At 69.9% G+C, this 20,909-nt stretch carries 17 protein-coding genes; 5 read left to right on the plus strand and 12 right to left on the minus strand.

Annotated features, from left to right (window positions below; translation table 11 throughout):
- A partial coding sequence (locus G3I19_RS07845; protein WP_164261110.1) for a TIGR03767 family metallophosphoesterase occupies positions 1-1,529 on the plus strand: 1,529 nt, incomplete at its 5' end.
- A gap of 42 nt (positions 1,530-1,571) precedes the next feature.
- Here the strand turns inward: G3I19_RS07845 and G3I19_RS07850 are convergent.
- Both G3I19_RS07850 and pepN read right to left on the minus strand, forming a co-directional pair.
- Positions 1,572-2,786, minus strand: coding sequence for a hypothetical protein (locus tag G3I19_RS07850; protein ID WP_164261113.1), 1,215 nt, complete (start codon positions 2,784-2,786; stop codon positions 1,572-1,574).
- A 276-nt stretch (positions 2,787-3,062) separates the two neighbouring features.
- On the minus strand, positions 3,063-5,648 hold the full coding sequence (pepN, locus tag G3I19_RS07855; protein WP_164261116.1) for an aminopeptidase N: 2,586 nt from the start codon (positions 5,646-5,648) through the stop codon (positions 3,063-3,065).
- A gap of 143 nt (positions 5,649-5,791) precedes the next feature.
- Between pepN and G3I19_RS07860 the strand changes: the two genes are divergently transcribed.
- Entirely contained in the window at positions 5,792-6,427 is a 636-nt protein-coding gene (locus G3I19_RS07860) for a DsbA family protein (protein WP_164261119.1), read from the plus strand.
- Between the two features lie 207 nt (positions 6,428-6,634).
- Here G3I19_RS07860 and G3I19_RS07865 read toward each other — a convergent pair whose 3' ends face one another.
- The 8 genes from G3I19_RS07865 to G3I19_RS07900 all read right to left on the minus strand — a co-directional run bounded on the left by G3I19_RS07865 (position 6,635) and on the right by G3I19_RS07900 (position 15,769).
- Positions 6,635-7,036 (minus strand): DNA-binding protein, encoded by a 402-nt coding sequence (locus tag G3I19_RS07865; protein ID WP_164261121.1) that lies wholly within the window; start codon positions 7,034-7,036, stop codon positions 6,635-6,637.
- A 948-nt stretch (positions 7,037-7,984) separates the two neighbouring features.
- Positions 7,985-8,314, minus strand: coding sequence for a MazG-like family protein (locus G3I19_RS07870; RefSeq protein ID WP_164261124.1), 330 nt, complete (start codon positions 8,312-8,314; stop codon positions 7,985-7,987).
- A gap of 26 nt (positions 8,315-8,340) precedes the next feature.
- A complete protein-coding gene (locus G3I19_RS07875) occupies positions 8,341-9,663 on the minus strand; it encodes a UDP-glucose/GDP-mannose dehydrogenase family protein (RefSeq protein WP_164261127.1) in 1,323 nt (440 codons plus the stop codon).
- Positions 9,664-9,767: 104 nt separating this feature from the next.
- Positions 9,768-11,000, minus strand: coding sequence for a hypothetical protein (locus G3I19_RS07880; protein ID WP_164261223.1), 1,233 nt, complete (start codon positions 10,998-11,000; stop codon positions 9,768-9,770).
- 301 nt (positions 11,001-11,301) lie between these two features.
- The gene (locus tag G3I19_RS37325) at positions 11,302-11,748 is read right to left on the minus strand and encodes a hypothetical protein (RefSeq protein WP_239074061.1); all 447 of its coding nucleotides are present in this window, start codon (positions 11,746-11,748) and stop codon (positions 11,302-11,304) included.
- A gap of 55 nt (positions 11,749-11,803) precedes the next feature.
- Positions 11,804-13,033 carry a helix-turn-helix transcriptional regulator gene (locus G3I19_RS07890; protein WP_164261128.1) on the minus strand — a complete coding sequence of 410 codons (1,230 nt, stop codon included), beginning with the start codon at positions 13,031-13,033 and terminating at the stop codon, positions 11,804-11,806.
- Positions 13,034-13,516: 483 nt separating this feature from the next.
- Positions 13,517-14,158, minus strand: a complete 642-nt coding sequence (locus G3I19_RS07895) for a superoxide dismutase (RefSeq protein WP_164261131.1) — start codon at positions 14,156-14,158, stop codon at positions 13,517-13,519.
- Positions 14,159-14,386: 228 nt separating this feature from the next.
- Positions 14,387-15,769, minus strand: a complete 1,383-nt coding sequence (locus G3I19_RS07900) for an amino acid permease (protein WP_164261134.1) — start codon at positions 15,767-15,769, stop codon at positions 14,387-14,389.
- A 272-nt stretch (positions 15,770-16,041) separates the two neighbouring features.
- Here G3I19_RS07900 and G3I19_RS07905 point away from each other — a divergent pair, with 272 nt between their 5' ends.
- Positions 16,042-16,626 carry a biotin transporter BioY gene (locus G3I19_RS07905; RefSeq protein WP_164261137.1) on the plus strand — a complete coding sequence of 195 codons (585 nt, stop codon included), beginning with the start codon at positions 16,042-16,044 and terminating at the stop codon, positions 16,624-16,626.
- 93 nt (positions 16,627-16,719) lie between these two features.
- Here G3I19_RS07905 and G3I19_RS07910 read toward each other — a convergent pair whose 3' ends face one another.
- Positions 16,720-18,165, minus strand: a complete 1,446-nt coding sequence (locus G3I19_RS07910; protein WP_164261140.1) for an amino acid permease — start codon at positions 18,163-18,165, stop codon at positions 16,720-16,722.
- An 87-nt stretch (positions 18,166-18,252) separates the two neighbouring features.
- Here G3I19_RS07910 and G3I19_RS07915 point away from each other — a divergent pair, with 87 nt between their 5' ends.
- Positions 18,253-18,741 (plus strand): ribose-5-phosphate isomerase, encoded by a 489-nt coding sequence (locus tag G3I19_RS07915; RefSeq protein WP_164261143.1) that lies wholly within the window; start codon positions 18,253-18,255, stop codon positions 18,739-18,741.
- A gap of 7 nt (positions 18,742-18,748) precedes the next feature.
- A complete protein-coding gene (locus tag G3I19_RS07920) occupies positions 18,749-19,558 on the plus strand; it encodes a DNA-formamidopyrimidine glycosylase family protein (RefSeq protein ID WP_164261146.1) in 810 nt (269 codons plus the stop codon).
- Between the two features lie 78 nt (positions 19,559-19,636).
- Here G3I19_RS07920 and G3I19_RS07925 read toward each other — a convergent pair whose 3' ends face one another.
- Positions 19,637-20,866: a GNAT family N-acetyltransferase gene (locus G3I19_RS07925; protein WP_164261150.1), complete on the minus strand. Its 1,230-nt coding sequence runs from the start codon at positions 20,864-20,866 to the stop codon at positions 19,637-19,639.
- Between the last annotated feature and the right edge of the window lie 43 nt (positions 20,867-20,909).

Below are 20,909 nucleotides of genomic sequence, written 5' to 3' on the forward strand. Positions count from 1 at the left end.
TGCTCACCGCTGCGGCCCCCCGTACCGGCCACCCGGGCAGCGGCTACCGGCGGCTGGGCGACGGCCCCGGCTGGGACCGTGTCGTACGGGACCGGCTCGCCACCGCCCGCTCCGGCCGCGCCGCCCGGCGCACCACCATCGCCGCCTTCGTGCAACTCACCGACCTGCACCTCACCGACGTCCAGCACCCGGTGCGCGGCGAGTTCCTGCGCCCCGCCGACACCGCCGCCTGGCGCCCCCACGAAGCGCTGACGGTGCCCGGCGCCGTCTCCCTGGTCGAACGCGTCAACGCGCTGCGCACCGGGCCCGCCACCGGGGCGCCGCTCTCCTTCGTGATGACCACGGGGGACAACACCGACAACAACTCCCACGCCGAACTCGGCTGGTTCCTCACGGTGATGAGCGGCGGGCGCATCACCCCCAACACCGGTGACCCGCGCCGCTACGAAGGGGTCCAGGACTCCGGCATCAAGCACTTCTGGCACCCGGACTCGGCCCTGCGCGACACCGACAAGCAGCGCGGCTTCCCGCACATCGAGGGGTTCCTCGCGGCGGCCGTACGCTCAGTGAACAGCCCCGGCCTGCGCATGCCCTGGTACTCGACCGTTGGCAACCACGACTCGCTCAGCAGCGGATCCATGGCGGCCCGCGGCCACTTCCTGGCCGACTTCGCGGCCGGCGGACGGAAGCTGTACGAGATCCCGGCCGCCGAGGCACGCGCCCAGCTGGCCACGGACCAGAAGAACGGGGACTTCGACGGCAGCCACTTCGCCGCCCTGGTCCGCAGGCACGGCAAGGACCTGCGCCCCATCACCCCTGACCCGGCCCGCGCCCCCTTCACCCCGCGCGAGTACCTCACCGCCCATCTCGACCCCGCGCACGCCGGCGCCGGCCCGGTGGGGCACGGCTACACCCGGGCCAACCTCGACAACGACACCCTCTACTACACGTTCCGGATCGCGCCCGGCGTCATCGGGATCAGCCTCGACACCACCGGCAGGGGCGGCCACTTCACCGGCACGGTCGGCACCGCACAGCTGAACTGGCTGGACCGCACGCTCACCGCCCACGCGGGCGAACACGCCCTGGTCTTCAGCCACCACAACAGCTGGACCATCACCAACACCCACCCCGACCCGGCCCGCCCCGGCGAGCGGAACCACTCCGGCGACGAGATCGTCGCGCTGCTGGGCAGGCACCGCAACGCGGTCGCCTGGATCAACGGCCACAGCCACCGCAACAAGATCCAGCCGCACGGCTCCTTCTGGGAGGTCACCACCGCGTCGCACATCGACTTCCCGCAGCTCGCCCGGGTCTTCGAGCTGACCGACAACAAGGACGGCACCCTCTCGCTCTTCACCACCCTGGTCGAGTCGGCGGCCCCGCACCGCACCGACTTCACCGACCTCTCGCAGACCGGACTCGCCGCGCTCTACCGGGAACTGTCCTTCAACGCCCCCGGCTCCCGTACGGACCTCTCGGGTGCGGCCGCCGACCGGAACACCGAACTGGTCCTCAAGAAGCGCTGATCCGCCCCCGGCTGCACCCCCTCGCCGCCGCCGGCCTCCGGCTCAGCGGGGCAGGATCACCACACGGGCCGCGGGCGCGCGGTCCTCGGCGGCCATCAGGGCGGTACGCACCACCGTCGCCTGCTGTCCCGGTGCGTCGCGCAGCTTGGCCGGCGTCAGATGCACGACGGTGATGCCGAGCCGCTCCAGATGGTCGCGCTTACGGGCGTACGGCGAATCGAGCACGTCCTCATCGGCGCAGGCCGCATGACCGGCCGCACCACCTGCCCCCTGACCGGTGCGCCCGTGGGGCGCCGCCCGGGTGTCCAGCGCCACCGCCACCGCCTCGTCGGGCCAGTAGACGTCCACACCGCCCAGCGAGGGACCGCCCGGCAGCCGCAGCTCCACATTCCACAGCGGGTCGGGCAGCCGGTGGTCGCGCACCAGGCCGTAGAGGCGGCCCTCGGCGAGGGAACGCCCCTCGGCGAGGAGCGAGTCGACCGCGTCCGCCACCTGGTCACGCGAGAGCAGCCGGGCCAGCGTCAGCTCCCTGACCAGGGCGGCCGGTTCGCAGTGCCCGCCGCGCACGGCTTCGGTGAGCAGCCGGTGCACGGTGTCCGCGTCCGGCAGCTCGGCGACCGCGTCGGCCAGTGCCCGCTCCACGGGCGCCACCGGCACCCCCGCGACCGGCTGGGCGGCCGGCAGGGTGTGCGCGCGGATGATCCGGGCGCAGCCGGTGGAGCGGAGCCTGCGGGTGCGCGGCACCAGGACATCGATCCGGTCGATCGAGATCAGCGGGGGAGCGGCCGAGAAGCGGTGCAGCGCGAGCGCCGCGAGACCGGTGACCATGGTGTTGCCGTACGGAACGGGCCAGGCCGCAGGGCCGCCGTGTGCTGAACCGCCCTGTGCTGAACCGCTCTGTGCCGAACTGCTCTGTGCCGCACCGGCCGCAACGCCGCCGTGTGCCAGGCCCTGGCGCGGCTGGGACGGCACCTTGCCTGATGACCGTTCCGCCGGTGGCCGCCCGGCGTACAGCAGCGCGGCGTGCAGCCGTTCCTCACCGGTCGGCGGGCCCGGGTGCAGTACGAAGACCCCGGGCAGCAGCTGCTGCCAGGGGCCTCCGGGCCGGCACTGGGCGGCCGCGCGGGCCGCCGTCACTCCGTGCGCGCGCAGCTGCGGTGCCGAGAGCACCCGGCTGTGCACACCGGCGGAGTGGGAGAGGGAACGGGGGGAGTGCGGGGACGAGGTCTCCCCGCAGAGGGAGGTATCGCGGTTCATGCACCGGAGATGCCCACGCTCCTGCCGCCCGCTAACCCCTGTTACACAACTGTCGGCAAAACCGGACAACACCGTCCTAAAGTAAGCGCCTTCAACGGCCGAGCGGGCCGTCGCCCGGATGGCCCAGGCGGACGGCCCGCCGATGGAGCAGCCGACGGTTTATCGGACCGCGACCCGGCTGAGAACCCGGCTGTGGCCCGGCAGAGTCCCCGGCCGGGCCACAAGGCTGAGTCCCCGGCCGCGGTCCGGCGTTCGCTCCGGCTGCCGCCCCGGGTCTCAGCCGGCAGCCCGGCCCGCGCCGGCGTCGCAGTCCTGGGCGCGCAGCGCACGCGCCAGGTCGTCCCTGGCCTCCAGGACGAGCCGGCGCAGCGCGGGCGCCGCGTCCCGGTGCTCCTCAAGCCAGGCGTCCGTCGCGTCCAGCGTCGACCGGTTGTCCTGCAGCCCGGGGAAGAGCCCCCGTACGACGAGCATCCCGATCTGGATCGAACGCTCGGCCCAGATGCGCTCGATGACCTCGAAGTACTTCGGTGCGTACGGTGCGGTCAGCTCACGCTGCGACGCCTGTCCGAAACCGCCGATCGTCGCCTCCACCAGCGCGTTGGAGAGCGTGTCGGACTCCACGAGCGCCGCCCACGCCTCGGCCTTGACCGCCGCCGACGGGCGCGACGCCAGCGCGCGCACCTCGTGCCGCTTGCCGGACGCCGTGTCGTCGCGGGCCAGCTCCGCCGCGATGCCCTGCTCGTCGGCGACGCCGTGCGAGGCGAGCGGGGCCAGCAGCTCCCAGCGCAGCTCCTGGTCCACGTCGAGCCCGTCGACCTTCGCCGAGCCGTCCAGCAGCCCCTCGATCAGCTGGAAGTCGGTGTCCGTCGTCGCGGTGGCCGCGAAGAACCGCGCCCAGGTCAGCTGGGCCTCGCTGCCCGGCTCGGCCTGCCGCAGCTCGCGCAGCGCACCATCGGCGAGCAGCCGCCCGCCTTCCTCGCGCCAGTCGGGAGCCGCGTAGTGCAGCAGCGCGCTCCGCGTCCAGGCGTGCAGCATCTGGAGCACACCGATGTCCGACTCGCGGCCCGCGAACCGCAGGACCAGGGCGATGAAGTCCCTGGCCGGCATCAGCGCGTCCCGGGTGAGATTCCACAGCGCCGACCAGCAGAGCGCCCGCGCGAGCGGATCGGTGATGTCGCCGAGGTGCGCGCGGAGCGTGTCGAGCGAGTCCTCGTCGAAGCGGATCTTGCAGTACGTGAGGTCGTCGTCGTTGACCAGCACCAGATCGGGCCGCTCCGCCCCGGCCAGCTCGGCGACGACCGTACGCGGGCCCGATACATCGGCCTCGGCGCGCGCGTACCGCGCCAGCACCCCGTCCTGGACCCGGTAGAGACCGACGGCGACCCGGTGCGGGCGCAGCTCGGGGTACGCGTCGGCCGCGTCCTGCAGGACGGTCAGCTCCGTGATGCGGCCCTCGGCGTCGTGGACGACGGTGGGCGTCAGCGAATTGACCCCGGCCGTCTGGAGCCAGGAGCGCGACCAGGACACCATGTCCCGGCCGCTGGTCTCCTCCAGCACCGACAGCAGATCGCCGAGCCGGGTGTTGCCGTACGCGTTCCGCTTGAAGTAGCGGCGGGCGCCCTCCAGGAAGGCGTCCTGCCCGACGTAGGCGACCAGCTGCTTGAGCACCGAAGCGCCCTTGGCGTAGGTGATCCCGTCGAAGTTGAGCTTGGCGTCCTCCAGGTCACGGATGTCGGCCGTGACCGGGTGGGTGGACGGCAGCTGGTCGGCCCGGTACGCCCACGCCTTGCGGTTGTTGGCGAAGGTGATCCAGCCGTCGGTGAAGCGGGTGGCGTTCACCATCGAGAAGGAGCCCATGAAGTCCGCGAAGGACTCCTTCAGCCACAGGTCGTCCCACCAGACCATGGTGACGAGATCGCCGAACCACATGTGGGCCATCTCGTGCAGGATGACGTTCGCCCGGCGCTCGTACGCGGCGCGGGTCACCTTGCCCCGGTAGACGTACTCCTCGCGGAACGTCACCAGACCCGGGTTCTCCATCGCGCCGAGGTTGTACTCGGGAACGAACGCCTGGTCGTACTTGCCGAAGGGGTAGGGGAAGTCGAAGTGGTCGTGGAAGAAGTCGAGGCCCTGCTTGGTGACCAGGAAGATGTCGTCGGCGTCGAAGTGCCTGGCGAGGCCCTTGCGGCAGAGGGCGCCGAGCGGGATCTCCAGCTCGGTGCCGTCCTCCAGGGTCCTGCGGTACACATCCGTCACATGGTGGTACGGGCCCGCGACGACCGCGGTGATGTACGTGGAGATCGGCTTGGTCTCGGCGAAGCTCCACACCTCGCCGGTCCGCTCGCCGACGCCGTTGCTCCACACCGTCCAGCCGTCGGGTGCGGTGACCTCGAAGGTGTAGGGCGCCTTCAGGTCGGGCTGTTCGAAGTTGGCGAAGACCCGGCGAGAGTCGGCGGGCTCGTACTGCGTGTACAGATAGACCTCGCCGTCCTCCGGGTCGACGAAGCGGTGCATGCCCTCGCCGGTCCTGCTGTACGCGCACTGCGCGTCCACGACCAGGACGTTCTCGGCGGCGAGCCCGTCGAGTGCGATCCGCGATCCGTCGAAGACGGTGGCCGGGTCCAGCTCCCGCCCGTTCAGCCGCACCGAGGTCACCGACGGGGCGATCAGATCGGCGAAGGTGGAGACACCGGCCTCGGCCGAGCGGAACCGCACGGTCGTCACCGAGCGGAACGTACGCGGCTCGCCGTCCGGGCCGTCCCCGACCGCCGAACGCAGATCGAGGGCGACCGCGTACCCGTCGACGGAGAGCAGCTCGGCCCGCCTCCTGGCTTCGTCGCGGGACAGGTTCTCACCGGGCACGGGCACTCCTTTGTGGTTACGATCCGTTGTCCGAATCCTCCCACGCGCCGCTCGGGGGCGGCAGCCGGGAATGGCGGGGGCCGCCGGGGGCGTTGTCGCGGAGGAGTTGCCGCAGTCGAGAAGTGCGCCTCCCGAGGAGAGACATGTCCGAGAAGACCCCCGTCGACTTCTGGTTCGATCCGCTGTGCCCGTGGGCGTGGATGACATCCCGCTGGATGCTCGAAGTGGAGAAGGTCCGGGACGTCGAGGTCCGCTGGCACGTGATGAGCCTGGCCGTCCTCAACGAGGACCGGCTCGACGAGCTGCCCGAGGGCTACCGCGAGACGCTCTCCAGGGCGTGGGGGCCGGTGCGGGTCGTCGTCGCCGCCCAGCAGAAGCACGGCGACGAGGTCGTCGGCAAGCTGTACACCGCGCTCGGCACCCGTTTCCACAACGAGGGCCAGGGGCCGACCCGTGAGGCGATCGCGGCCGCGCTGGACGAGGTGGGCCTGCCCGCCGAGCTGCTCGACTACGCGGACCAGAGCCCGTACGACTACGAGGCCGAGCTGCGCGCCTCGCACCACGAGGGCATCGACAAGGTCGGCCAGGAGGTCGGCACTCCGGTCATCGCGGTCCCGGGTTCCGACGGTGAGCAGATCGCCTTCTTCGGCCCGGTCGTCACCCCGGCGCCCAAGGGCGAGGAGGCGGCGAAGCTCTGGGACGGCACGCTGATGGTCGCCTCGATCCCCGGCTTCTACGAGATCAAGCGGACCCGGACGCAGGGGCCGATCTTCGACTGAGGCGCTGAAGCCCGGAATCAGCGGTTCTTGGGTTGTCAAAAGGAGTCCGAACTGCGATTGCGCATTGGGCAGATGGACGGTCCCGTTCTCTGGGAGCCGCATCTGGCCGCTGTTGTCCGCGCTGCTGGGCACGGACGGGGCACGAGGGCCGGCAGTGCAACGAGCCCTGCGAGGTGCGTGCTCCGTCCGTCCGGGCGGGCTGGTGGGTCAGAGAGGGATGAGGCGGACCTGGCTGCCGCAGAGCTTGGTCATGTCGTCGGTGTCGGAGGTCAGGAGGGCTACCGGTTTCGGCTGGCGCAGGGCGACCTCGGCGACCGTGGCGTCGATGGCGTACTTGTGCCCGTGCAGTCCGGCGGCTTTGAGGATTTCCGCTGCCGCTTTCGCCGCTTGTTCGGTGACCGGTTCCACCTTGATACGGGACAGGGCCCAGCCCAGGTGAGGCATGTGGGTGCGGGAGTGGGTGACTTCCACGATGGTGTTCGCCCCGATCACCAGGTCGGCTCCCATGTCGTGGAAGACCTGCAGTATCGCGAGGAGCTTACGGTTCTGGGCGATCCAGGCGGAGAGACCCTCCGAGTCCAGGACGACGGTTTCGACGCGTTCGCTCACGCTGCGTCCGCGCCCTTGGAGGAGTCAGCACCGCAGAAGATCTGACCGGAGCCTCCCTCGAAGAGCGGGTGACGAGAATTGAACTCGCGCTCTGAGCTTGGGAATCACCGGTGCTTGGGCTGCCAGAGGCGGCCTGAACTGGGGTTTTGCGTCGGGCAGGTGGATGGGCCTCTGCCTCTGAGAGCCGTATCTGGCCGCTGTTGTCCGCTCTGCTGGGCACGGATGGGGTACGAGGGCCCGCAGTGCGACGGAACCTGCCGAAGTGCGTGCTCCGGGTGGGCGGGCAGGCCAGAGGGGGCCATGGAAGGGTCCCTGACATGTCGGCTGGGCTGCACCTCCAAGGGCCGTCGGTGCCGTGCCGATCCTCTTGCCTTGGTCTTGCTGTCGGTGTCAGATAGCAGCTTCCAGGCTGGTTCGATGGGTTTCGCTGCTCGACGATGTTCAGTATCGGTCTTACCGGGCCGCTGATGGGCGCCCTCGGATGGCCAGAGCGGAACGGGTGCCGTTAGCGCTGTTTTCGACGTATGGGGGGGGGAGTTCACTGAGCGCCCTCGACAGTCGTACCACCCCGCCGGGGAGTGCTGCGCCTGCTGGACGATCAAGCTTCCACCAATGGTTGCGCGCCTGACATGCCCGGCAGATAAGGTGAGTCATGAGCGATGTCCCCTTCCTCAAGCAGCGAGAGCCCGTCCGAGATGGGAGCTGCTCTCCACGGTTCGGCCGACACCCACGAACGGTGTTCCTCCTATCCAAGATGGACGAGTGCTGCCGCAGAGGCTGTTTGAAGCCGTGAGCTTGCGCTTTCCTCTGCGGAGAGCTGGAGCCGGGTGCCCTGGTGCTGTGGGAAAGGGCCTTCCGCCCTGGCAGCGGGTGGCTGCCGATACTCGCACCTGAGCGTCGCTGTCGGCCGCGCCTGGTGGGCGCGGCCGACGGTATGTTCGGAGGCCGTCAGGCCGCCGTAGCGGCTTCGCGGCCCCTTCGCGTCCGGCGGTGGAGGATCTCGTCGAAGGTGGCGCGGGCGCCCGTGGGGTCGATGTAGTGCATGGCCAGGAGGGCGGCGATGACGGAGCCGACCAGGTCGTTCTGGACCTCGGACCAGGTGTGGTCGTCGTCGCAGGTGGTGAGGTCCTTCAGACCGTGGAGGGCGTGCATGGCCTCGCCGGCTTCCTCGGCGACCTTGCCGACCTGGAGGGCTTTGAGTTCCTCGTCGGGGAGATGGGCACCTGCCGCACGGCAGACGGCGGAGAGCTTTTCGATGTTGTCCCACAGGGTGTCCACGTCGGACCTCCGATCGATGGGTTCGGTTATTCCTGTGCGGGTCGTCCGAGCTGGCGTACGGTCCATCCGGCCATTCGCCAGGCGTCGGCGTCGATGAGGTTGCGGAGGTCGACGAGGACCGGGGCCGCGACCAGTGGGGCGAGGGCCTTGGGATCGGCCTCGCGGAAGTGGGGCCACTCGGTGGCCAGGACGATCAGTTCGGCGCCCTGGACGGAGGAGTCCAGGGTGGCGGCGTAGTCGAGTTCGGGGTTACGGCGCAGCGCACTGGGCACGGCGTGCGGGTCGTGGACCGTGACCGTCGCGCCGCGCTGGTGCATCAGCGCGGCGATCGCCAGGGCCGGGGATTCGCGTACGTCGTTGGTGCCGGCCTTGAAGGACGCGCCCCAGACGGTGACGCGTACGCCGTCAACCGGGCGGCCGAGGGTCTGCTCGATGAGCTTCAGCGCGGCGGTGGGGCGTGATTCGTTGACCTCTTCCGCTGCGCGCAGCATGGTCGCGGCCTCGGTGGCGCCCAAGGTGCGGGCGGAAGCGGTGAATGCGCGGACGTCCTTGGGGAGGCAGCCGCCGCCGTAGCCGGGTCCGGCGTTCAGGCCGCCGCGGCCGATGCGAGGGTCGACGCCGATGGCCTCGGTCAGCTGCTGGACGTCGGCCCCCGCCGCGGCGCACATGTCGGCGACGCCGTTGATGAAGGAGATCTTCAAGCCGAGGTACGCGTTCGCCGCGCCCTTGATCAGCTCAGCGGTAGCCGGGTCGGTGACGAACAGCGGGATGCCGTCGGCCAGGAGCGGCGCATACACCTCGCGTACGACGTCCTCCGCGCGGGCCGATGGGACGCCGACCACGATCCGGTCGGGTCGCAGCGTGTCGTCGATGGCGTGGCCCTCGCGGAGGAACTCCGGGTTCCAGACGACCTCCACGTCCTCACCAGCCGGGGAGAGCCGGGCGAGAAGTGCGCCGAGATCGCGGGAAGTCCCAACGGTGACCGTCGACTTGCCGATGATCAGCGTCGGGCGGGTCAGGTGCGGGGCCAGTGCGCGGGCGGCGCCGAAGACCTGCCCGGTGTCGTAGCTCCGTCCATCCGCGTCGATAGGCGTGCCCACGGCGAGAAAGTGGACATCGGCGAACTCGGCCGCCTCGGCGAGGCTCGTGGTGAACCGGAGCCTCCCGGACGCGGTGTGGGTGGCGAGGAGTTCCGGCAGGCCCTCCTCGTAGATGGGGCACCCACCGGCGTTGAGACGGTCGATCTTCGCCTGGTCCAGGTCCACGCCGATGACCTCGTGGCCGATCTCGGCCATGGCAGCGGCGTGGGGGATACCCAGGTGACCGCAGCCGATGACGGATACGCGCATGGTCGACTCTCCTATCCCTGTACTCGCCCGCCCGGTGAGTCCGGGCCGGCCGGGTGCGCCACGCTAGCGCTCGCACCCAGCGCTGCCCTCTTCGTGCAGGTGGCTCAACCGTGCTGTGGCTTCAGGGCGTTGACGAGTGCCGGCAACGCATCGGCGGCGGTGGCCCGGCACACCAGATCACCGTCCTGGGGCCCTTCCAGCGGGTACGACATGAACTCGCCGTCGTGCCAGAAGCCCTCCGGGTCGAGGTAGACGACCTGCATGCCTCGCTCGCGGGCGCGAGCCTGCACCTTGCGTCGGTCGGCATGCAGACCGACGACGAGGAGGGCCTTGGCGCCGTCCACCCATTCGACATCGGGCACCGCCTGGTCGTACCGGCGCATGAAGCACTCGTCGAGCCCGGCACGAGCGGCCAGAACATCGAAGTTGTTGGTGATGACGGGCCCGACGAGGTGGCCGGCGTCCTTCAGCTCCTTGAGTGCCCGCATCGCCGGGGTGGGCTCGGCAAGGAAGCAGGCGCGGAACATCTCGACGAACTCCGCCGCCTTCTCCTCCGGCTCGGTCAGTACCTCGTGGAGGAGCGTGTCGGCCGTCGGCGAGAGCGTGAAGCGGTGTTCACGTGGTTCGTGCCCCTGGCGGTCTGTGACCCGGTAGATCTCGTGGAGCCGGTGCAGGGGCGGGATGCCCGCCTCCACCGACGTACCGCAGCCGATCTCCACCTGGAACGGTCGCAGGTCTGCCAGCACGGACAGGTCCGGGATGCGCGTCGGCGTGCCTGGGCGGTCTTTGCGCCGGATGCCGGTGGACAGCACGTTCCACGGGAGTTGTCGGACCGCAGGCGGAGGGGCATAGGCCACTGATGCGATCTGCACGTCCAGACTCTGGTAGTCAGGGGGCAGCGTGCGGCCGACAGCCGCGTCCTGGGGGTGGACATCGTGTTCGGTGATGCGGCACTTCAGGTCCCGGCGGGTCCATAAGAAGCCGCCAGGTGCTTCTCTCCATCCGCCGGCGGCGAGCGAGTCCATGAGCGCGTCATGGTGCGCGTCGATCTCGTCGCTCGGGGCGGACGTGGAGTGGTAGAGGTACAGGTCGGTCAAGCCGATGGCTGGTGCCGCTGTGGTGGGTACCAGGCCGTACCGGTAGCGGTAGTGAATGATCCGCCGCCGGGCGTCGTCGGAGGTCGCCCAGCCGGACTGGCCGGCGGTGTCCTTCTCCTGAGTGCGACGCCAGATGCCCTCTTCGATGTAGCGGGGGCGGTCGGCGTCACCGAAGTACGTGTTCCAGACTCGCTGCTGCTCGGGTACGAGCTGGTCGATGACGATGTACGGGATGTCCACGATTCCTCCCTGAAGAATCACGCGTGGATGTTCCAGATGGCTGACGGGGTGCGGCCGAGCCGCAGGCGGATCTCTCTGGAGCCGGAGCGGCCTCAGCGGTCGGAGTGCCGGCTCGTGTCCACTGCGACGGCAGAAGGCCGGTGGATGGCGCCGACGAGAAGCGGAGTGGTCTGCTTCTGCAGTGCCCAGGCCGGACCGACCAGCCCGCGACGGCCAGGAACACGAGCGCGAGCCGGCCCCCGCCCCTCGGGTCGTGGGGTGATGGAAGCGGCGCTTCGGGCGTGACGGTGTCGAGCCCTGGTCACGGGGTGCTTCCGAGAGCGCGCTCGTGCGCCTCCAAGAGGCGGCTGGTCTGCGCGTACAGCCGCTCTAGCTCCGCCGTGGTGAGGATGAGTGCGCCGTCGAAGGTCGAGCTGTCGTCGAAGTGGAACTCGACGGGGACCGACCCCTGCCGGGCTCTCCGGTCGTAGACCGCGTCCCCGCCGGCCAGCAGCGTGGCGTGCGTGGCTTTCGCCGGCACCGGCCTGAGCGTCGTCCCGTCGGCGGGCGCGGACCACTGGGTTCCGCCTCCGGGCGGGCGCAGGTGGTAAGTCGTGGCAGAGCCCTCGCCGGGGAGGGCGACCACGACACCGACACGACCCTCGCGGGCGCTGTCGGTGGCGAGGTCGCCGAGCCGTGGAACGAAGGGGGATGCCGTACCTAACTCGACTCCCTGTGACGGGAGATGGGGAGAGGGTTGTCGCGTCATGCTCTGAAGTTAGGGACACGACGACCCTCGAATATGAGCCGGAGGAATACGATGCCTATCCGTCCAGGTGGAAGCGGTCGGACATGCGCCGCAACTTCTCCCGCGTCACCGCTCGTTCCGCATAGACGATGCTGCGCAGCGTCGAGCGGGCGATCGGGTGGTTCCGCACGAGCTGGGGTGCGATCCGCTCGGCTGTCTCCAGCTCGGCCAGGGCCCTTATGCGGTTCCCGTCCCACAGCCAGGCGCGCGCGACATCCATGTGGTGATGCCCCTGGCGGGAGTTGGGCAGCGACCCGATCAGGTCTGGGCTGGTACGACGGTTTATCTCAAGGGCCTTGCCCTGCTTGCCCATCTCCAGAGCCACGCTGATGGCGTGGATCTGCACGTTCCCGGCAGAGAAGGTCAGCGAATGCCGGTCGTACACCGGCGCTCCGACGTACGCGTCCATGCGTTCGGCAGCAGCCTTCGCGTGACCGATACGGTCTTCGGCCTCCGAGGCGCGGCCGGCTCGGGCGGCGGAAACCGCAGCTCGCAGCTGCAGCGTGCCCCAGGCTCGTACGGCCAGCGGTTCGCCACGGTCGTACTCCTGCTCCACTGACGTGATCGCCTTGTCCGAGAGCGTCAGGGCGTCGGTCCAGTCAGCCGTCGCCCACATGTCCCAGACCCGCATCCAGTCGGCGACGGCGGGCAACACGGGGTCCCCCGAAAGCCTGGCCGACCAAGCGACCCGCTCGCACGCCATGGCGACCAGTTCGGGATGCCCGAGAGAGTGGGCGGCGGTGTGTGCGAACTTGCAGCACACGGCGTAGATGGCATACGCCTCCTCCCGCTCGTGCCCCTCCGACTCCTCCGCCAGGGCGCGCGCCTCGCGGAACAGGTCCGGGAGAACCCGGAGAATCGCCACGTTGGAAGCGGTGTCCCGCAGGCGGTGCAGCCGGGTCACCTCACGCCACAGCTGTGATGCGGGCCGCGGAGCCCCGTCGAAGACGGGAACGAGGTCATAGCGGCGCAGCTCGCGCAGGATCGACGAGGCGGCAACCTGCCACTGGTTGTCGTCGGGGGAGCTGCTGTACGGGCGCCCGATCAGGTCGTTCGGATGGACGTGCAACTCTGCGGCCAATTGGTTGAGCAGCCCGACCCTGTCCAGCTCGATCAGGCCACGTTCCATCTTCGACACCCAGCCCTGCGACTTCCCCAGGGCCGTCGCCAGATCGGCCTGCGGCATCCCCAGCCGCAGCCTCGCCCTGCGAACGCGCTTGCCGATCTCCTCGGCTTCCTCCAGCATCAGGACACCTCCCGGCCGCCGGACGATCCGGCGCGATCGCCGGTCCGTCCGTACAGAGTTCGTCTCCAGCACGGTACCCATGACGCGGCTTGCGCGTGAGACGAGCTGCCGGGATTAGGAGTGCCACAGCCGTGTTTCCTGTCTCGCCATGATCCGTCCGGCTCCGCAGGCATCGACGGTGCCGTCTTCGGTCGGCCGCCAGGTGAGGGGCGCACGGCACGGCTCTATCTCTGGGGGTCGGCGACACCGTCGACCCGGTGGTGCCGCTGTTTACGAGCTCTTCGCTGATCCTCTCCGATCCGGCATACCTGCCGAGCGTGGCGCTGGGCGTCGGAGTGGGAAGCGGTCGCCGATACGCCCGCAGCCGGCCCCCGCGAGTCATGTCCTCGCGGGGGCCGGCTGTTTTCATCCGCCTGCAGGTGAAGGTTGAGAAGACGATCACGAGCAGGACGTCATGAGCAGGACGTCAGAAGCACCGCCCCGTCACGGCGCGAGCAGCAGCACGTCGGCGCGCTCCTTGGCGGCGGCGTAACGCTTCGCCACGTCCTGCCAGTTGACGACCTTCCACATCGCCTCGATGAAGTCCACCTTCTGGTTCTTGTACTGCAGGTAGAAGGCGTGCTCCCAGGCGTCGAAGACCAGGACCGGCACCGAACCCTGGCCGACGTTGCCCTGGTGGTCGTAGATCTGCTCGACGATGAGCCGCCCGCTGACCGGCTCGTACGCGAGGACGCCCCAGCCCGAACCCTGGGTGGTCGCTGCGGCCTTGGTCAGCTGGGCCTTGAACTTAACGAAGGAGCCGAACGACTCGGCGATCGCACCGGCGAGCTCGCCGACGCCGTCCTTGTCCAGAGGCTCGCCACCGCCGTCGCCGGTCATGTTGTGCCAGTAGATGCTGTGCAGGATGTGACCGGAGAGATGGAACGCGAGGTTCTTCTCCAGGCCGTTCACCGCGCCCCACTGGTCCTTGTCGCGCGCCTCCGCCAGCTGCTCCAGCGTGTCGTTGGCGCCCTTCACATAGGCCGCGTGGTGCTTGTCGTGGTGCAGCTCGATGATCTGGGGATTGATCACCGGTTCCAGCGCCGCGTAGTCGTACGGAAGTTCAGGAAGTGTGTAAGTCGCCATGTCGTCCGAGCCCTCCGACTGCTTATTGCAAGCTATATGCAAGTGCAGGCTAGCAGCAGCTGCATGTGAGGCGCGGGAGGCCCCGCCGTACCGGCTCGTGCCGCCCGTAGCGCTCGTACCACGGACAGCCGGAAGGGCGGGCGCCCTGTGCGGCGCCCGCCCTTCCGGCTGACTCTCTGACTCTCTGACTCTCTGGATCTCTGGCGTCTCCGGGGCCTCCGGACCGGGTCAGCTCCCCGCGACGGCCCGACGCCGTCGCGCGCTCAACTCCCGTATGCCGGCCGCCACCAGCACCACCGCCGTCGCCCCCAGCGACCACAGCAGCTGCGGGCGTGCCGTGTCATCGGTCAGCATCAGTACGAAGACGACGGCCAGACCGGCCAGCGTGGCCCAGCTCAGCCACGGGAAGCCCCACATCCGCAGTTGCAGCAGCTCCGGGGTGTCCCGCTCGATCCGCCGGCGCAGCCTCAGCTGGCTGGCGGCGATCAGCGCCCACACGAACAGCAGGACCGCACCGACCGCGTTGAGCATGTAGAGGAACACCGAGTCCGGCCACTCCAGATTGAGCAGGACCGACACGAACCCGAAGGCGACCGACGCCAGGACCGCCCGGCGCGGCACGCTGCCGGTGACCTTGAGCAGCCCGCGCGGCGCCTCGCCCCGCTCGGCCAGCGAGAAGATCATCCGCGACGAGCCGTAGAGATTGGCGTTGAGCGCGGAGAGCATCGCCACGAAGACGACGATGTTCATGATGGTCCCCGCCGACGGCACACCGATCGAGTCGAGCACCGTCACATACGGGGAGAGCCCCGCCTGCTGTGCGCTCCAGGGCAGTACCGCCACGATGACCAGCATCGACCCCACGTAGAAGAAGAGGATCCGGAACACCGCGCTGCGCACCGCACGGCCGACCGCCCGCACCGGGTTCTCGGTCTCCGCCGCGGCGATCGTCACCACCTCGAGACCGCCGAAGGCGAAGACGACCGCGAGCACGCCGGAGATGACGCCGTGCCAGCCGTGCGGCAGGAAGCCGCCCTGCCCGGTGAGGTTGGTCAGCCCGACGGGGTCGGTGTCCGGCAGTACACCGAAGACCGCCAGCAGCCCGAGCGCCAGGAAGAGGACGATGGCGCCGATCTTCAGGGCGGCGAACCAGAACTCGAACTCGCCGAAGTTCCGTACGGCCGCGAGGTTGGCGACGGTGAAGACCACCATGAAGACCAGCACCCAGGCCCACTGCGGAACCCCCGGCACCCAGCCGTTGGCGATCTGGGCCGCGGCCGTCGCCTCCACGGCGAGGACGACCACCAGCAGGAACCAGTACAGCCACCCCACCGTGAATCCGGCCCAGCGCCCCAGCGCCCGCTCCGCGTGCACCGAGAACGAGCCGGACGCGGGGAGCGCCGACGACATCTCGCCGAGCATCCGCATCACGAGCATCGCGAGGGTCCCCGCGATCAGATAGGAGACGACGATGCCGGGGCCCGCGACGGCGATGCCCGCGCCCGAACCCACGAAGAGCCCGGCGCCGATCACCCCGCCCAGGCCGAGCATGGTCAGATGGCGCTGCTTCAGCCCGGCGGAGAGGGGCTCCGCCCTGAGGGGTTCGGACATGGTGCTCGACGCTCGCGATGCTCTGGATGACGGGAACGGACGTTTTGGTGAGATCCCACAGTGTCCCCAAGGGGCCACCCGTTCCGCAACGGAGATCTACCTGCCAGGACCTCCAGTGACGAGCATCACGCGCGAAGACGGTTGAACCGCACCCTTTGTATGAAACCAACCAAAGCCCCAACCTCCGCTTTGTGGGCCGCTGATGGTGTTCCGCACCGGCCCGCCGCGCTAACGTCAGCCTGTCCCCACCTGCCCTCACCCGCGGAGTCCCGATGAGCACTGCTGCCGCCACCACCCGCCCCGGAGCGGTCCTCGCCGATCTGCTGCCGGCCACCCGTACGCGCGACATCGCGCTCGTGCTCGGCGGCGCCGCGCTCACCGGCATCGCGGCGCAGATCGCCGTGCCGATCCCCGGCTCCCCGGTCCCGGTCACCGGCCAGACCTTCGCCGCGCTCCTGGTGGGCGCCTCGCTCGGCGCGCGCCGCGGTTTCCTCTCCCTCGCGGTGTACGCGCTGGTGGGCATGGCGGGCATGCCGTGGTTCGCGAACGGCGCATCGGGCCCCGGCGGCGCCACCTTCGGCTACGTCCTCGGCATGCTGCTGGCGTCGGCCACGGTCGGCGCCCTGGCCAGGCGCGGCGGTGACCGGTCCGTGCTGCGCACCGCGGGCACCATGGTGCTCGGCTCCGCGATCATCTACGCGGTCGGCGTCCCGTACCTGGCGCTGACCACCGGCATGTCGGCCTCGGCCGCCATCGCCGCCGGCCTCGTCCCGTTCCTCATCGGGGACGCGCTGAAGGCGGCCCTCGCCATGGGCGCGCTGCCGAGCGCCTGGAAGCTGGCGGGCCGCCGCGGCTGACCCGGCCGGACACGGACGTACAACGGACAGACATGCGGGAGGGGCCGCACCCGGTTCGCCGGGTGCGGCCCCTCCCGCATGTCTGTCCCGAGGTCAGCCGTCGGCCTCCGCCGGAGCCGGCGCGAGGGCCCTGCGCCGCCGGTCCCGTACCACCGCGACCACCAGCACCAGCACCGCCGCGAGCACCGAGAGCAGCATCTGCTTGCGCCCCTCGGTGTCGTACAGCATGTAGCCCACCACGAAGAGGATCAGGCCGATCGTCGCCCAGGTCAGATACGGGTACAGCCACATCCGTACGGTCAGCAGCTCCGGGTTCTCCCGCTCGATCCTGCGGCGCATCCGCAGCTGCGAGAAGCAGATGACCAGCCAGACGAAGAGGGCCACCGCGCCCGACGAGTTCAGCAGGAACTGGAACACGGTGTCCTGCGCGATGTAGTTGAAGAACACCGCGACGAAACCGAACGCGACGGACGCCCAGATCGCGACGGCCGGCACACCGCCCCGGTTGACCGTGGCGAACGCCTTGGGGGCGTCACCGCGCTGACCGAGCGAGAAGGCCATCCTGGAGGCCGTGTACAGACCGGAGTTGAGACAGGAGAGCACCGCGGTCAGCACCACGATGTCCATGATCGTGCCGGCGCCCGGGATGTCCAGCGAGTCGAGCACCGCGACATAGGGGCTGGCCGTGACCGCCTTGGAGTCCCACGGCAGCAGCGTCACGATGACGAAGATCGAACCGATGTAGAAGAGCGCGATCCGCCAGATCACGCTGTTGACCGCCTTGCGGACGGCCTGCACCGGGTTGGGCGACTCGGCGGCGGCCAGCGTCACGATCTCCGAGCCCATGAAGGAGAAGACGACCAGCAGCATCCCGGAGAGGATCGCGCCCGGCCCGTTCGGCAGGAACCCGCCGTGCCCGGTCAGATTGCTCATCCCGGCCGGGTCGCCGCCCGGCGGCAGACCGAAGACGGCGAGCAGACCGATCACGATGAAGGCAATGATCGAGACGACCTTGATCCCGGCGAACCAGAATTCGAATTCACCGAACGAGCCGACCGAGACGAGGTTGGTGCCGGTCAGCACCAGCATCACCAGCAGCGCCCACGCCCACTGCGGTATCGCGGGCACCCACCCGGTGAGGATCGACGCGGCCGCCGTCGCCTCCACGGCGAGGACCACGGCCCAGAAGAACCAGTAGAGCCAGCCGATGGTGAACCCGGCCCACCGGCCGAGGGCCCGGTCGGCGTACGTGGAGAAGGAACCCGAGACCGGATCCGCGGCGGCCATCTCGCCCAGCATCCGCATCACCAGGACGACGAGCAGTCCGGTCAGCGCGTAGGAGAGCAGAATGCCGGGGCCCGCCGCGTTGATGCCGGCCCCCGAGCCGACGAAGAGCCCCGCACCGATCACGCCACCGATGGCGATCATGGAGAGATGGCGGTTCTTCAGGCCGGCCTGAAGTCCGTCCGGTGAATCGCCGCCGGGGGAGTCCCCGCCCGGCGATCTGTCAGCGACCCGAGAAGGAGGTGCAGCGCCCATGCTCTCTGTCCTTAATTGTCGCGAACGGGTCACGCTTTACGTGCCCCGACCAGGCGTCCCACCTACCCGGCGTGCCACACTCGAAGCATGCGCGTGTACCTCGGTTCCGATCATGCCGGATACGAACTCAAGAACCACCTCGTCGAATGGCTCACCGCCCACGGCCACGAGCCCGTGGACTGCGGCCCGCACATCTACGACGCCGTGGACGACTACCCGCCGTTCTGCCTCAGGGCCGCCGTGAAAACGGCCGCCGACCCCGACAGCCTCGGCGTCGTCATCGGCGGTTCCGGCAACGGTGAGCAGATCGCGGCCAACAAGGTCAAGGGCGTCCGGGCGGTGCTGGCCTGGAGCGAGCAGACCGCCGCGCTCGGCCGCGAGCACAACAACGCCAACGTCATCTCCGTCGGCGGCCGGATGCACACGCAGGAGGAGGCGGTGAAGTTCGTCGAGATCTTCCTCGCCACCCCGTACTCCGGCGAGGAGCGCCACCAGCGCCGCATCGACATGCTCACCGCGTACGAGGCGACCGGCGACCTCCCCCCGGTCCCGGCCCACCACCCGCAGAAGGACTAACTCCGCAGTGCCCGAGGGTCACACGATCCACCGACTGGCCGCCGACCACTTCGAGAGGTTCGGCGGCCGGCCTGTGCGCGCCTCCAGTCCGCAGGGCAAGTTCTCCGGCAGTGCGGCGCTCATCGACCGCCGCACCCTGGAGACCGCCGAGGCACACGGAAAGCATCTGTTCCTGGGCTTCGGCGCGGGCGGCTGGGTCCACATCCACCTCGGCCTGTTCGGGAAGCTGGGCTTCGGCACCGCGCCCGCCGCGCCGCCCACCGACACGGTCCGGCTGCGCCTGGTCAACGACGACGCGTACGCCGATCTGCGCGGCCCGACCACCTGCGCGCTGATCACCGACGGCGAGAAGCACGCGATACACGACCGGCTCGGACCCGACCCGCTCAGGCCCGGCGACTCCCCGGACCGCGTCTGGACCCGGATCTCCCGCTCACGTACGACCGTCGCCGCGCTGCTCATGGACCAGAAGGTGATCGCGGGGGTCGGCAACGTCTACCGCGCCGAGGTCCTCTTCCGGCACGGCATCGACCCGTACCGCGCGGGCAAGGACCTGACCCGCGCCGAATGGGACGCGATCTGGGCCGATCTCGTGGCCCTGATGCGCGAGGGCGTACGGAACAACCGCATCGACACCGTCCGTCCCGAGCACATGCCCGAGGCGACCGGGCGGGCACCGCGGGTCGACGACCACGGCGGTGAGGTGTACGTCTACCGCCGGGCCGCGATGCCCTGCCACCTCTGCGGCACCGAGATCCGTACCGCGCCGCTGGCCGCCCGCAACCTCTTCTGGTGCCCGGACTGCCAGCGGCGTTAGGAGCAGCGTCAGAGCGTTCCGCGCGGCACCGGAATCAGAAGCCGTGCAGCTGGAGCCGTGCAGCTGGAAGCCGTGCAGCTAGAAGCCGTGCGGCAGCCAGGGCGCCCTGTCCGAGCCGAAGGCGAGCGACACCGCGGCCAGCGTCCCCGGCCGCAGCTCCCGCACCAGACCGGCGTCAGCCAGCGCGGTCAAGGGCGTACCGCCCAGGTAGGCGGCGCCCAACTCCCGTACGGACAGTTCGAGATCGGCCGGCTCGTCGGTCCGCACACAGGTCGCGCCCCCGGTGTCCCCGGTCAGCCGCCAATGCCCGCTGTTCCAGGGGCAGAAGGCGTCCTCGACGCCGAACACCACATCCACCGGGGCCCGGTAGGTGCGGGCTTCGAGCGCCGCCCCCACATCCACCAGCCGCAGATGCAGCACATCGCGGACCTGGACCCGGCACCTGCGGATGTCCGACACCAGATACTGCCAGGGGTCGTCCAGCGGCCGGTTGCGGACATGCAGCGTCGACGTCAGGTCGATCCCGAACAGGAAACGCCACAGCGCGGCGCTCGCCGCCGGATCCACCGCGTCCAGGTTGCGCAGCCGGACAGAACCCCTGGGGCCCGCCGCGTCCGACTCGGGCTTCGTACGGAAACGGGCGTACCCCACCATCTCGCCGTCCCGCTCGGCGATCACACACTGGAGCGGTGATCCGCCGTCGCGCTCCGAGGGCGGATCGAGCAGCGGCAACCGCTCCCAGCCGGGCGTCCGCCCGAGCATCCCGGGGCGCGAACCGATCGTGCGGACGTACAGCGCCTCGCACCGCGCCGCCGACTCCTCGACCGGCGCGTACCGCAGCCGTACGGCGTCGGTCCCCGGCGGGACCGCGAGCGTCACCCGCGAGGTGTCGATCTCGGCCGTCAACTGCCGTGAGGCGATGCCGTATCCGAACCGGCCGTAGATCGCAGGCTCCGAAGCGGTCAGCAGGGCCAGCGGCTCACCGAGCGCCCGTACGTCGTCCAACTGCCGCCGCATCATGGACGTCAGGATCCCGCGCCGCCGGTGCGTCGCCGCGACACTCACCATGGTCACACCCGCCGCCGGCACGAAACCGCCGCCGGGCACCGAGAGCGTGAAGCTGAACGCCCCCGTGGTGCCCACACAATCGTCGCCCTCCCAGGCGCCGATCGACCGCTCGAACTCGGTGAGACCGTCCCAGAGCGCGCGCTCCTCGGGCGGTTCGTCCACTCCGCCGAAGGCCCGCAGCAGGCCCCCGTACCAGGTGTCCATGGTGTCGCGGCTCAGCACTCTCAGCTCTGGGTCCATGAACCATCCCTACCAGCGGTGCCCACACCGGGCGAGCCAATTT

Origin of the sequence: Streptomyces sp. SID10853 (assembly GCF_010548145.1) — a bacterium.
Lineage (GTDB): Bacteria > Actinomycetota > Actinomycetes > Streptomycetales > Streptomycetaceae > Streptomyces.

Coding starts and splice junctions, on each gene's coding strand:
- G3I19_RS07915 (WP_164261143.1), top strand. CDS start 18,253: ATGCGCGTGTACCTCGGTTCCGATCATGCCGGATACGAACTCAAGAAC.
- G3I19_RS07850 (WP_164261113.1), bottom strand. CDS start 2,786: ATGAACCGCGATACCTCCCTCTGCGGGGAGACCTCGTCCCCGCACTCC.
- G3I19_RS37325 (WP_239074061.1), bottom strand. CDS start 11,748: ATGACGCGACAACCCTCTCCCCATCTCCCGTCACAGGGAGTCGAGTTA.
- G3I19_RS07890 (WP_164261128.1), bottom strand. CDS start 13,033: ATGCTGGAGGAAGCCGAGGAGATCGGCAAGCGCGTTCGCAGGGCGAGG.
- G3I19_RS07900 (WP_164261134.1), bottom strand. CDS start 15,769: ATGTCCGAACCCCTCAGGGCGGAGCCCCTCTCCGCCGGGCTGAAGCAG.
- G3I19_RS07905 (WP_164261137.1), top strand. CDS start 16,042: ATGAGCACTGCTGCCGCCACCACCCGCCCCGGAGCGGTCCTCGCCGAT.
- G3I19_RS07875 (WP_164261127.1), bottom strand. CDS start 9,663: ATGCGCGTATCCGTCATCGGCTGCGGTCACCTGGGTATCCCCCACGCC.
- G3I19_RS07910 (WP_164261140.1), bottom strand. CDS start 18,165: ATGGGCGCTGCACCTCCTTCTCGGGTCGCTGACAGATCGCCGGGCGGG.
- G3I19_RS07860 (WP_164261119.1), top strand. CDS start 5,792: ATGTCCGAGAAGACCCCCGTCGACTTCTGGTTCGATCCGCTGTGCCCG.
- G3I19_RS07895 (WP_164261131.1), bottom strand. CDS start 14,158: ATGGCGACTTACACACTTCCTGAACTTCCGTACGACTACGCGGCGCTG.
- G3I19_RS07925 (WP_164261150.1), bottom strand. CDS start 20,866: ATGGACCCAGAGCTGAGAGTGCTGAGCCGCGACACCATGGACACCTGG.